Origin of the sequence: Paenibacillus sp. LX16, assembly GCF_036252815.1 — a bacterium.
Lineage (GTDB): Bacteria > Bacillota > Bacilli > Paenibacillales > Paenibacillaceae > Paenibacillus > Paenibacillus polymyxa_B.
Map to the genome: position 1 here is coordinate 4,983,166 of NZ_CP141152.1, position 13,040 is coordinate 4,996,205.

The 13,040-nt window shown below is 45.4% G+C and carries 13 protein-coding genes; all 13 read right to left on the minus strand.

Going from position 1 to position 13,040, the window contains the following annotated elements:
* Positions 1–109: 109 nt before the first annotated feature.
* Positions 110–760: a response regulator transcription factor gene (locus T3H97_RS22435; RefSeq protein ID WP_328800925.1), complete on the minus strand. Its 651-nt coding sequence runs from the start codon at positions 758–760 to the stop codon at positions 110–112.
* Positions 757–1,989 carry a sensor histidine kinase gene (locus T3H97_RS22440; RefSeq protein ID WP_328800926.1) on the minus strand — a complete coding sequence of 411 codons (1,233 nt, stop codon included), beginning with the start codon at positions 1,987–1,989 and terminating at the stop codon, positions 757–759. Before T3H97_RS22440 ends, T3H97_RS22435 begins: the two co-directional genes overlap by 4 nt.
* 186 nt (positions 1,990–2,175) lie before the next feature.
* A complete protein-coding gene (locus tag T3H97_RS22445) occupies positions 2,176–2,643 on the minus strand; it encodes a hypothetical protein (RefSeq protein WP_103048338.1) in 468 nt (155 codons plus the stop codon).
* On the minus strand, positions 2,636–4,660 hold the full coding sequence (locus T3H97_RS22450; RefSeq protein ID WP_328800927.1) for a S9 family peptidase: 2,025 nt from the start codon (positions 4,658–4,660) through the stop codon (positions 2,636–2,638). Before T3H97_RS22450 ends, T3H97_RS22445 begins: the two co-directional genes overlap by 8 nt.
* Before the next feature lie 44 nt (positions 4,661–4,704).
* A complete protein-coding gene (locus T3H97_RS22455; RefSeq protein WP_328800929.1) occupies positions 4,705–5,709 on the minus strand; it encodes an ABC transporter ATP-binding protein in 1,005 nt (334 codons plus the stop codon).
* Positions 5,706–6,683, minus strand: a complete 978-nt coding sequence (locus T3H97_RS22460) for an ABC transporter ATP-binding protein (protein WP_103048340.1) — start codon at positions 6,681–6,683, stop codon at positions 5,706–5,708. The genes T3H97_RS22455 and T3H97_RS22460 overlap by 4 nt, the downstream gene beginning before the upstream one ends.
* A gap of 23 nt (positions 6,684–6,706) precedes the next feature.
* Positions 6,707–7,639, minus strand: a complete 933-nt coding sequence (locus tag T3H97_RS22465) for an ABC transporter permease (protein WP_328800930.1) — start codon at positions 7,637–7,639, stop codon at positions 6,707–6,709.
* Positions 7,640–7,656: 17 nt separating this feature from the next.
* Complete coding sequence (locus tag T3H97_RS22470; protein WP_023990423.1) at positions 7,657–8,574, minus strand: ABC transporter permease; 918 nt, start codon at positions 8,572–8,574, stop codon at positions 7,657–7,659.
* 85 nt (positions 8,575–8,659) lie between these two features.
* On the minus strand, positions 8,660–10,207 hold the full coding sequence (locus T3H97_RS22475; protein WP_328800931.1) for an ABC transporter substrate-binding protein: 1,548 nt from the start codon (positions 10,205–10,207) through the stop codon (positions 8,660–8,662).
* Positions 10,208–10,276: 69 nt separating this feature from the next.
* A complete protein-coding gene (locus tag T3H97_RS22480; protein ID WP_328800932.1) occupies positions 10,277–11,461 on the minus strand; it encodes a M20 metallopeptidase family protein in 1,185 nt (394 codons plus the stop codon).
* A gap of 48 nt (positions 11,462–11,509) precedes the next feature.
* Positions 11,510–12,235, minus strand: coding sequence for a FadR/GntR family transcriptional regulator (locus tag T3H97_RS22485; RefSeq protein ID WP_023990426.1), 726 nt, complete (start codon positions 12,233–12,235; stop codon positions 11,510–11,512).
* A 248-nt stretch (positions 12,236–12,483) separates the two neighbouring features.
* Positions 12,484–12,654, minus strand: coding sequence for a hypothetical protein (locus tag T3H97_RS22490; RefSeq protein ID WP_023990428.1), 171 nt, complete (start codon positions 12,652–12,654; stop codon positions 12,484–12,486).
* A 19-nt stretch (positions 12,655–12,673) separates the two neighbouring features.
* Positions 12,674–12,868, minus strand: a complete 195-nt coding sequence (locus T3H97_RS22495) for an H-type small acid-soluble spore protein (protein ID WP_103048343.1) — start codon at positions 12,866–12,868, stop codon at positions 12,674–12,676.
* Between the last annotated feature and the right edge of the window lie 172 nt (positions 12,869–13,040).

Genomic DNA, 13,040 nt, shown 5'->3' on the forward strand with positions numbered 1-13,040 from the left:
TTCATCCTTTTTTCATGTTATAGCAATGAACAAACAAAAAAATCGTACAAAGGGGCAAGCACCTTATGTACGACTGGGCAAATAAATAACATATTTTCAGTTATTATTTCTAAAGCTGTAAAATACCACGTTCCAACGAAACGGCAACGGCTTCGGATCTGGAATCAACACCAAGCTTGTTATAAATATTCGTTAAATGTGCTTTTACGGTACGCTCGGAAATTCCCATATCAAACGCAATTTCCTTACTTTTAAAACCATGTGCAACATACTTTAATATGTGTCTTTCCTTATCAGTCAGAATTAAGTTTCTTTCGTGTGATTCTATCTTGGCTTCTCTCTTATTCGTAGCAGCAAATACCCTTGCTGTTATTTCTGGCTGAAGCAGCGTTTCACCCCTTAGCGCAGACTCAATCGTGCGAAATAAGTTTTCTCGACTGGTATCTTTTAGTAAATATCCTTTTGCCCCCAAAGAGAGTCCCTTAATCATTAAGTCATCTTCGTTATAGGTCGTCAGGATAATGACTGGTGTTTCATTTTGTTTTCCTCTGAGGGCTTTCATGGTTTCCAAACCACTCATTTGTGGCATATATAAATCCAAAAGGATGACATCCGGCTGAAGTTCTTCGATCAATTTAAGAGCCGTTACACCTTCTCCGGCTTCACCAATAACTTCATAACTGTCATTGGTCTCCAACACCAGCTTTAATCCCTCTCTAACTACCCAATGATCGTCAACGATTAAAATCTTGTATTTCATGATAGGTCTCCTTTAGTAAGAGGCGCCTCTATTTTTATAGCTGTACCTTCTTGAAATATACTGCTGATATTGATTTTCCCACCCAGCATCCGCACACGTTCATGTATACCTATTATTCCGTAATGCCCTGTTTGCTTGGCAATAATATCCGTATCAAACCCTTTTCCATCATCGCGAATCTCGATTTCAATTTTACCTTCGTTATCTAAAATATGAATCCATACGGTATTAGCATGTGAATGCTTCGCTACGTTGGTTAAACACTCGCTTATAATAAACAATCCATGTTCGAACAACAGTCTGGGAACTGAAGCTTTAATTTTGATGTTGCGTATTACACGAATGCTCGTAGCCATTGTAAATCGCTGTATTTCTTCCTCCACGGCTTCTGCAAAATCAACTTCCGAGATGGTTTTTGAACGCAGATTGTCTATAGCTCGCCTTGAATCAGACAATGTTCTTCTCACTTGTGACATCGATTGTTGGACGATCTCCTGAGCTCTTTGCGTACTTCCTTTTGTCAGATGAGCATCAATGGCTTCAAGTTGCATGATTAGCCCAGCAAGCCCTTGAGCCAGCGTATCATGAAGATCACGGGCCATACGTTGTCGTTCGTTAGCAATTGTAAGTTCTTCGACCTTTTGATGTGCGATTTCAAGTTCTTTAAGAACGTTTTGCGTTCGGATTCGTGCTTTGACTTGTTTGAGAAAAAGAATGGCATAAGCTATTATAACAACTGCAATGAGAAAAAATAGCGGGATGAACAACACAAATTGCTTGCCGTCATTATGCCAGACCACAGCCGCACAAAAAAGTACATAGGAGATCAAAAATACAAGAATAACCTTAAGCGGCTTATAATAAATACCTATACTCTGACCCACCAAAACGGGCATTAACCCAACCAGTACTATGGAGAAACTTTCAGGTAAAAGAAATGCACTTGCAAAGATCAATCCTCCTTGCACAACAAAATAAGCCCATGAAAAATATTTTGCAACTCTATGAGCATGCAAGTACAAGAGGATGTGCAATATGATGATTACAGTGAATAAGACACTTTTCGGCAGATTTAGACCACTAGACAAATGTTGAAGAATGACAGACTCACTATAAATTATAAAAATCCATATTATAGTTAATACTTTTGAAATATCTTTCTTCTCAAATTCACCTGCACTTATTTCCGGATCTAGATTTTGAATCTGTTCATTGAATACATCAATCATAATTTCCTCCTACAATTCTGAATTCGGCTTTTCAACTTATTAGAGACAATGCCGCTATGAGGGCGCCTGGTCCATTTAGTTTGAATAGAAATCATTTATATATTATTTTACAAAAAAACAAAAAGAAAAAAACGTACACATGGGCAACATCATTTGTACGTTTGGGCATTAAATACTATTTGCTTTTTAAGAATCATCTTCATTTTGGTATAAAAGCTTAATGCATACGCTCCTCTGCACGTTACCTACTGCTTCATTGTCATCAGTAATCACCTGCCACTGTCTGCCGATGAGCCCTTGTAAAGTATCAATTTCGATAGGATCAAGATACAGATTTTTCAACGTGATTCCATCCTGTTCATAATCGCGATCTATGGCTCGATCAAAACGAAAATAAAGCAGCCTTTTCAATCCATTGATGTGTAAAAACTTAAATTCATAACCACTAAGGATCGCTTCTTCCCACTCGTCTCCTATGTCTTCTGCCGTTTGACAACGTTCTTTGAAATCCATTGTTTTTTCTTTAACCTTATCGAGCAAAGGAGTGAAATCCTGTTTTTTGATACATTCAATGATGACGTCTTTCGGTTCACCACTCGTACGTAAGTTCTCGATCAGAAATGCCACTGGGATGGACAATTTCACTTTACTCATTGGAGTATACTCCTTTACTCAAGTATGAATTGAACCAAGCCACCACTTGTTCAAAGTTATCCACACGAAGGGTCGGTTTACCGCTCTTTAGCAATGAATGATTGGACCCGGGATATCGAATGAGGCGTGTTATTTTACCCAACCGCTTAAGAGCCGTAAACAACTCATCCCCTTGGCTAACAGGGCAGCGCAGGTCTTCCTCGCCGTGTAAAATCAGCAACGGAGTTTCAATGCTATTTACATGTGCCAGTGGGGATTTGGACCAGAGTAGATCAGGATCTTCCCACGGGTTAGCCCCAACGATTCCCTCCGTATAGGAAATACCAATATCGCTCAAGCCATAGAAGGAGAGCCAGTTGGAGATGCAACGCTGCGTAACAGCAGCTCGAAATCGGTTCGTGTGAGAAATGATCCAGTTGGTCATCAGGCCGCCATAACTGCCCCCAGCCACCCCGAGCCTGGTTTCATCTATACAATCAAACTGGCTCAGCGCAAAGTCCAAGGCGTCCAGCAGATCACGATAATCTCCTCCCCCAAAGTCCCCCCGGCAGGCCTGAGCAAAATCCTGACCATAACCAAAGCTACCGCGCGGATTGGTCATGAGCACGGCATATCCCTGTGCCAGAAGCGTCTGCATTTCATGGCTATACGTGCCGGTATACATCGCATGGGGTCCGCCGTGAATTTGTAAAATTAAAGGAACCTGATCCCCCGGAACCATTCCGGCCGGTTTGAAAATCCATCCTTGTACCTTGAAGTCATCCGAAGCCTCAAACCAAAACTTCTCTGGTGAACTCACTTGCAAGGAAGCCATATGATCGTCGTTATGGTGCGTAAGTCGTTTCTCTTCCCCTGTCTCCAGATTCATTTGATACAGCTCGCCAGGCCGGTCCGCATCAAGTGCAGCAAAAACCAAATAGCGACCGTCAGCAGATAGTGTGTACTGATAGATATCTCTATCACTTCCGCCAGTCACCACTTGAACATTCCCGTCTATTGTGATGCGGTATATATGAACAGCACCCTGCAACGTCCCGAGCACATACATTTCTGGCTTCAATCGCGCAGGAGCATATAACGGAGATGGAGACGGACCAAATGATTTCATATCGCTTAAGGCGAAGTTGCCGATTTGCATGTCTAATTCAGGAACCAATAGTTCCGGGACTCCCCCCGTAACAGGCACGGTATATAGTCGATTCTGGCTACCACTTCCATAAATGCGATCACTAGCGATCAGAGTCAATGATTTGCCGTCTGGGGCATACGAAAATTGGCTAATCGCCAAGCTGGAATCCGTAACTTTCACCAGATTACCGCCGTCGCAATCGATCGTATACACATCCGAAAACGAAAGCATGTCCGCATCCTTCATGTCGTCGTCTACACGTTTGGACAAGAAGGAAATCTGCTTGCTGTCCGTGGACCATACAGGGTAAGAAGCATTCCAAGATCCCGACGTTATTGGCGTGACACGGCCGTTTTCAAGCTCCAATACATATAAATGACTAAATAGACCGTTCCACCAGCCCGATCCTTCAGCTTTGGGAGTGGTGCGATCCACAATACGCCCCCGCTCACCTGATTGCTTGCTATATTCCTCAAGCCCCATGGCTTCCCGCTCAGCGTGTATACTCACCATACTTGTGAATACAATATACTTTCCGTCCGGTGACCAGACGAATGTACCCACTCCCCGCTTCACCTCCGTCTGCCGCTGTCCCTCTCCACCTTCAGCCGGAACCGTCCATAGCTGTTTGCTTCCATTCGCCAGACGTAAAAAAGCTAGCTGTAATCCATCGGGTGACCAAGCTGGAGCCGAATCCTTATGGCCACCGGTCAACGGCTGATCATCGTTCCCAAGAAGGGATACGACACGGATGTGTGTTTGGTAGTCATTCTTTGGGCGATCTATGCTTTTATTGACGTAGGCAATCGTTCCATCGGGGCTTATTGTGGGATCACTGATCCACTGATATCCGTACAAATCCTCCGGTACAATTGATCGTTTATTCATGAGTAGCCTCCTTTTTTGGTTAACGCCTACTTCCAAAAGTTCATCTATTCGTGAGCCACCTGCTTATGCAGGGGAAAATGACAAGCAGCAATATGCCCTGGAGTATACTCTTCGAGCAATGGACTCTGTAGTCGGCATATCTCTTGTGCATAGGGGCAACGCGTGTGAAAAGTACAGCCCGAAGGCGGATTGGCGGGATTGGGGATTTCCCCCGTCAATGTTATCCGTTCTTTACGCAGCCTCGGATCAGGAACAGGCACTGCCTCAAGCAATGCTTTTGTATACGGATGCTGCGGTCTTGCAAACAACTCATCACGATCTGCAAGCTCCACGATTTTACCCAAGTACATCACCGCGATGCGGTCGCTAATATGCTTGACGGAGGGCAACCCGTGAGCGATGAAAATGTAGGTAAGCTGGAACTGCTGCTGAAGCTCCTTTAACAAATTCAAAATCTGAGCCTGAATTGACACATCCAGCGCAGACACGGGCTCGTCGCAAACGATGAGCTTCGGCTTCATGGCAAGCGCCCTGGCAATGCCAATCCGCTGCCGCTGCCCGCCACTGAATTCATGGGGATGCCGATCCGCTAAATGCGCGCCTAACCCTACCGTTTCCAACAGTCGAAAAACTTCAGCTTTAAGCTCCTTGCCTCTAGCAATCCCGTGTACCTGAAGCGGTTCCGCGACGATATCAAAAACCTTCATTCTTGGATTTAAAGAGGAATACGGGTCTTGAAATACAAATTGCAAATCTCGTCTGACTTTGCGGACTTCTTCGTCCGTTAAATCAGACAGGCTTTGTCCTTGAAAACGAATTTCGCCTGCCGTGGGTTCTAGCAGTTGTGTAATCATTTGTCCTGTTGTTGATTTACCACACCCCGATTCCCCTACAATACCTAAGGTTTCCCCTGGCATCACCTTAAAGCTCAAATCATCAACCGCCCGTACATAACCGCTCTTTCTGGAAAACCAGCCCTTGTTCATCGGAAAATATTTCTTAAGCCCATTCACTTCGAGAAGCGGTGTTTTCTGTGCTGTCTCGTTCATACTGACACCTCCTCCATCCGTAAACATCTGACATAGTGTCCTGGATTCTTGGCCTGTAATTCAGGATGAATCCTTGTGCACTGTTCCTGGGCGTAAGGGCAGCGGGGATGAAATGGACAACCACTCGGCATCTGCATCATATTAGGAACGGTACCGGGAATCGAATCCAGCCATTCCCTCTGTTCTGTAAGCTTAGGGAGTGATCCTAGCAGTCCGATCGTATAGGGATGGCCCGGTTTTTCGAACAATTCAAATACGTCCGCTTCCTCGACTACTTCCCCGGCATACATCACGACTACCCGGTCAGCCATTTCCGCGACGACACCTAAATCGTGGGTAATGAGAATGATGCCTGTGTTCTCTTCCTTGCTCAGCTTGTGGATTAAATTCAAAATTTGAGCCTGTATCGTTACATCCAGGGCCGTCGTCGGCTCATCAGCGATGAGCAGTTTTGGCTGGCAGGCCAAGGCCATTGCGATCATCACCCGCTGACGCATTCCTCCGGACAACTGATGTGGGAAATAACCTACCACTTTCGACGCACCAGGTATACCTACCCTTTCCAGCATCTCTATACTTTTCTGCCGTGCTTCGGGTTTGCTGAGCTTCTGATGCTGCCGGATGACCTCACTGATTTGGTTGCCAATCGTAAATACAGGATTCAACGAACTCATTGGCTCCTGAAAAATCATGGATACCTCGTTTCCCCGATATTTGCGCATTTCTCCCTTGGACAATTTGAGCAAGTCTCGTCCTTCAAGCAGAATCTCCCCGCCCACGACTTTACCTGGTGCAGCCACTAAACCCATAATAGACAAGGAGGTTACACTTTTACCGGAACCGGACTCTCCAACAATAGCTACTGTTTCGCCTGGATTCACAGTGAAGCTGACACCGTTGACCGAAGGAACGATGCCATCCTCCGTTTTAAAGTAGGTTTTCAAATGATTCACTTCTAGCAATCTCGTGGTCATCTTTTCCGATCCCCCGCTTTCTGTTATTCTTTCGCTTTCATATGGGGATCTAACACATCGCGAAGCCAGTCACCGAGAAAAATGACGCCCAGAACTGTGATGGTAATCGCCAGGCCGGGAAACGTTGCCACCCACCAGCTCGTGGCTATATACTGCCTCCCATCGCTCAGCATGCCACCCCAGGACACTGCCGGCGGTGTAATCCCTAATCCGAGAAAACTAAGAGAAGCTTCCATAATAATCGTCGTTGCTACATTCATACCGGAAATGACGATAAACGAAGACAGGACATTCGGTAAAATGTGCTTCAATAAAATCCTACTATTTTTAGAGCCAATCGCCTTGGCTGCTTTAACAAAGTCTCGTTCCTTGATACTCAATACCTCGCCCCGGACAACTCTCGTATAAGAAACCCAATTTGTAACGCCAATGACGAAAATGAGCGTAGTCATGCCAGGCCCTACAACGGCCAAGACAACCAGCATCAGCAGAATAGCCGGAATAGCCAAAAAGGCGTCGGCAACTCTCATTATGGTGGCATCCACCCATTTACCATAAAACCCGGCGAGGAGGCCAAGGATTGCGCCAATGGTGCCTGAGACCAGAACTGCACCAATACCGACGATAAGCGAAACTCTCGCTCCATATACGATACGACTCCACATATCTCGTCCTAGGTTATCTGTACCAAGCCAATGTTCCGGCAATCCACCATCCAACCACATAGGCGGCTTCAGACGGTTAAGCGGGTCAATTTCCGCAGGATTGTGACTGGCCAGCATAGGGGCACATAATGCCGTTAAACAAACGAGCAGTAAGATCACTGCACCGACCGTTCCTGTTTTACTTCGTAACAGTTGCTTCCATATACGTCCGATACCGGACGGTTGTATCTGCTTTTTGCCATCCAGGTTTAGATCTGGATCAAGGGCTTGTACATCATGAATGCCTGCCACGCTTCCCCCTCCCCTCTCTAGTTGTATTTAATCCTTGGATCAAGCAGTCGGTAAACGACATCGGTTAAAATATTGCTAACCACCACAATAAAGGCAATCACAAATACAGCAGCCTGAACGATAGCCATGTCGTGCGTATTCACAGCGACGACAAGTAACTGTCCCAAACCCGGCCATGCAAATACCGTCTCTGTAATCAGTGTACCGCCGATCAAGCTCGTAAATTGCAAGCTCATAATCGTAACGACCGGAATCAATCCATTGCGGAAAGCGTGTTTTCCGATAACCACGATTTCGAGAATCCCTTTACTTCGGGCTGTTCGAATATAGTCCTGATTCAAAATGTCCAGCATACTGGAGCGAATGAGTCGGGTCATCTGTGCAGAAAGGCCGACACCCAGTGTAAAGGCCGGAAGTATTAAATGATCCATCCCGCCCCGGCCGGACACCGGAAGCATCCCTAACATGACGGAAAATAATAAGATGAGCATAATCCCCATCCAAAAGTTGGGCATGGCCTTGCCGACTACGGATAAACTGGAAATGATTAAATCGGTAAAGGTATTCCGTTTGACTGCTGAGATGACACCCAAAGGCACAGCAATGATGACCGCAAAAATCATGGCGGCTACTGCCAATTCAAAACTGGCAGGCAGCCGTTCCAATACTAACGGCAAAGCCGATTCACCATAGCGAAACGAGGTACCAAAATCTCCTTGTAAGGCACTGCCAATAAATTTAATGTATTGCGTATATAAGGGCTGATCTAGCCCCAGCGCCTGCGTTAACACTGCACGATCCTCAGCTGTAGCGGTTTCCGGCAGCATAAGGGCCACAGGGTCCCCGGTTACCCTCACCAGGATGAATACAATAAGGGAGACAATCAGAAGTACAGGAATAACCTGAAGCAGTGATTTAGCGATATACGTTTTCAATCTGTCACCTCCGTAACCAGCAGGCTTTTTTTAAAAGGACGGGCAGGAACCTTCATTGAGGTCCCCGCCCGTTCATTTCTCTTCTTTATTTAGCAGGTGTAATATCCTCTGCATAGAACATTTCATCGCTTCTCGGTTGGAAGTTCACACCGTTACCGGTGCCATAAATCCCTTCCATTTGGAACAAATATACGGCTGGACGATCTTCAGCCAAAATCTGTTGCACTTGCTGATACTCTTTTTCACGCGAGGCTGTATCCAGATTCGTCAGCGCATGCTGCAGCAGCTTCTCTACCTTCGGATTGTTATAATCCGTTTCGCCTTTTGCCTCTTCTACCAGATAGCGATTATAGTTGTTGGAAGCATCAAATAGAGAATTACCAATGCCGATCATAAACATTTCTTTGAAAGATTTGGAACTGTAACGCTCACTGAAAGCACTTGGCTCCAGCACGTCCAATTTAATGTTGAATCCTTCTTTATTTAACATGGCGGCTACGACCTCGGCATACTCTTTGTATATTGAGGATACTGAAAGGGTCAATGTCGGGCCTGCACCAGCATAACCGGCCTGCTTCAGCAGTTCCTTGGCTTTAGCCGGATCATATAATGTTTTCTCATATAAGGAAGGATCGGCACCAAAGTTACCTGGTGTAACGGAAGTACGGGTTACAATCCCAGCACCGCCTGCGATGCTGTCTACGATTCCTTTTTTATCAATCGCGAGATCTATCGCTTCTCTCACTTTGGAGTCAGCCGTAACACTGCCCTGACTTTGACGTAAAATCAATTGCAGTACACGCTGGATCGGAGCCTTGACGATTTTTTTACCCTCTTCGCCTTGAACACGTTCTATATCCGTGGAAGGGATACCAGATGCAATGTCAATCGAGCCTGCGAGCAGTTCAGATACACGCGTAGAGGCTTCTGGAATGGAGCGGAAGACAACTTGATCCCATTTGGGCTGACCTTCGTAATACTTATCGTTTTTAACGAGTACCACCCGGTCATCCTTGATCCATTGGCTAAATTTATAAGGGCCTGTACCTATCGGATTTTTAAGGAATGCCTCTATCCCATTTTTCTCAATATACTTGGAAGGTAAGATGCCAGCTCCCATTTTGGATAAACGATTCAACAGTAACGGATCAGGTCCATCGGTGATGATGTCTGCCGTATGTTCATCTACCACTTTCACTTCTTTAATATTTTTAAAGTAGGAATTTTGTTTGAGTATGTTATCCTTTGCTACTCTTTCTATCGTGTATTTCACATCTTCCGCTGTAAACGGATCACCGTTATGGAAGGTTACCCCTTCGCGCAGATGAAAACGCCAAGTGGTATCATCTACCTTTTCCCAGGAAGTAGCGAGTCCAGGCACTTTCTTCTGCTGACTATCATTTTTCAATAAGTAGTCAAATACGTTAACCAGAACGGCTTCACTCGCCGTATTGTTATTGTTATGTGGATCAAAACTTTCAATATCCGTAGCATTAGCAATTGTCAGTACTTTACTGTCGGTCGATGTTGCGCTGTCTTTACTACCGCCTGTAGATTGGGTACCGCAACCCGCCAGGATCATCGCAGCAATCAGTAACGTAATCCCGCCTCTAAACCACTTATGTCTATTCATCTTGTCCACTCCACTCCATTAAGGTTGTATATTGCCACACAGCTGCATTTGAGCGTCTTAATCTCGATTTTATGTTGTCTTCAAAAAATTCAGCGCAATGGCCGACATCATGGCTACCCCATAAGGCAGTACCATTTCATCTAAATCAAATCTGGGATGATGTAATGGATAGCTGGTATCTTCATCACCTCTCCCACATCCCAACCGGAAAAACACGCCGGGTACCTGTTCACAATAAAAAGCAAAATCCTCCCCGCCTGTTGACGGTTTGATGTAGTCCCACTCCTTGGAGCCAAACAATTGCTCACTCGTTTCCGTCATCAGATCAACCATATCCGGGTCGTTCTGCACAACCGGGTAGCCCTGCTGATAACTCAGCTCATATCCAGCCCCGAACGACTCACACACCCCACGGACCACCTGTTCGATCAGCTCAGGCATCCGGTTACGCAGTTCCGCAGATAGGGTACGCACGGTACCGATCATCTCTACTTCCGGTGCAATGGCCGCACCCATATACCCGCCACTAATTTTGCCAATCGTAATGACAATGGTTTCAAGGGGATCAACCATACGACTTGGAATGTTTTGCAGGGCAGAAATAACCTGCGCGGACACGGCAATGGCGTCTATTCCCTCATGTGGACGGGCAGCATGACCGCCTTTGCCTAGAATCTTAATTGTTAAGCTGTCTGCCGATGCAAAAGCTACCCCTTTGCTGACCCCCAGTGTTCCTGTCTTCAGGCCCGGGAACATATGTAGGCCTGCCATGGCATCCACTTTGGGATTCTCCAATACACCGTCATCGATCATAGCCTTGGCCCCTGCCAAACCTTCTTCAGCCGGTTGAAAAACAAATTTGATATTTCCTCTTTCAGGTCGCTCCAAATGAGCAAGTACCTGTGCAGTTCCCATCAGTATGGCGGTATGAGCATCATGACCACATAAATGGGCTTTACCTGGGATCTCCGAACGATAGGGAACCGTTTTTTGATCCTGAATCGGTAATGCATCCATATCTGCCCTTAGACCAATGGTAGGCCCTGGGCTTTTTCCCCGTAACAGACCCACAACCCCGGTTTTCCCTACCTGGGTTGTCACCTCCAACCCGAGACTACGCAAGTGCTCAGCTACAATGCCCGATGTTCGAATCTCTTCATAACCCGTTTCAGGATGGCGATGAAAATCCCTTCGCCATGTGATCAATTGCTCTTGAAGCGGTCTAGATAAAGCCAAAAGTTCATGTATGTTCATGTTTTCACTCTCCCCACTCGAATCGTATTCTTTTTGTGTATGATATCGTTAGCCTTTTGCAACCACTCTTGCATAAATGGCATCTGCGGAATGTCCGATATGATGCTTCATCATTTCCCGCGACTTCTCAGCATCTCGTGCCCGAAGTGCACTCAGTATTTCCGTATGGACGTCGTAATTCACCGTCCGAATCTGATCATCATAGGGCATGAGATCAAGTGCCGGGTTAATCTTGGTACGAATCTGCCTAACCGCATCTTCACAAAATGGATTGCCAGATGCTTTGGCAATGGCCAGATGGAATTTAACATCCAAGGCCCGAAACCATTCTCGGGTACAGTCCGCTTCAATGCTCTGTTCCAGGTAATGCTGAAGCAGGTCCAGTTCATCCGTGGTGATCCGCGCAGCCGCTAAAAAAGCACCCTCCGGCTCCACAATCATCCGATATTCAAAGACCTTCAGCATGTGCTCCCAATCTTTTGCAATTTCTTCCCGGGTACGTTTATGAGAGTTTGCCGTCACGGGAAGAACAAAGGTCCCTCCCTTGGCACCTACCCTCTTCTCAATGAGTCCCTTGGATTCCAATTGAGATAACGCCTCACGGACTGTAATTCTACTGGCATTAAATATTTCTGCGAGTTCCCGCTCTGTCGGTAGTTGCTCCTCGCTAAGCAATTCCTTTAAAATAATAGCCTCTTCCAACTGCTCTCTAATAAAATCACTCACTTTTTTAGCCGATACTTTTTCAAAGCGCAGAGGAGTTTGGATTAACATATGAACACTCCGATCATAAATCTTTAAGGTCTAAACCTTATACCTTTGTGAAAAACAAAAAAATATAAATCTGTTGTTATCATAATACCTAGTAAACCTATATGCAATACTTTTTTTAAAAAAATGTATGATGCTTTCGAAACAATAAAAAGAAGCAGCCCCTTGCAGAGCTGCTAAATCTTTGGTTATCCTTTATGCATCATATAAAAAGCACGCAACAGGTTATCCTGTGCGCGCTTGGTCATTCTCTATTTCTCCTCCAACTCATCCGGTACATCGTATTTATTGATATGTGAGGTTATTGCTGCAACTGCTTCGCTGGCATCCGTCGTGGCCGGCACTTCTCTAACCACATCATCCGTCTGGTCACGAAAATTCAAACGGTCTGCCTCGACTACTTTCTGTTGATTGGGTTTCATTTTTCATATCGCTCCTTTCTTATTCCAGTGCCTGATCTCGTTCTGTTAACGTGTACAAAGGTACTTCCCGTTCCTCTTCTGGATTGCTCAGCGCATAAATGCGTGCCGTCTCACTCTGCTCGTTCACATGCTGAATATAAATGGGTAACCCATCACACAACACATTCGCCATAATGGAAGAGGACGCTATTTCTTGCGCTCTTTGAACATTCACTTAGAAAAAACCTCCCTTGCTAAGTAGAGTTCGCCTTTACTATGCACGAGTTAAATATTTGTTATACACATTTCATGCCAACATGTGTTTCATGATTTTGAAAGGATATCATTTGAAAAAATAAATATTATTGTTATTATGGATTGAGAGATTCAGTGAAAACTGCGATCTT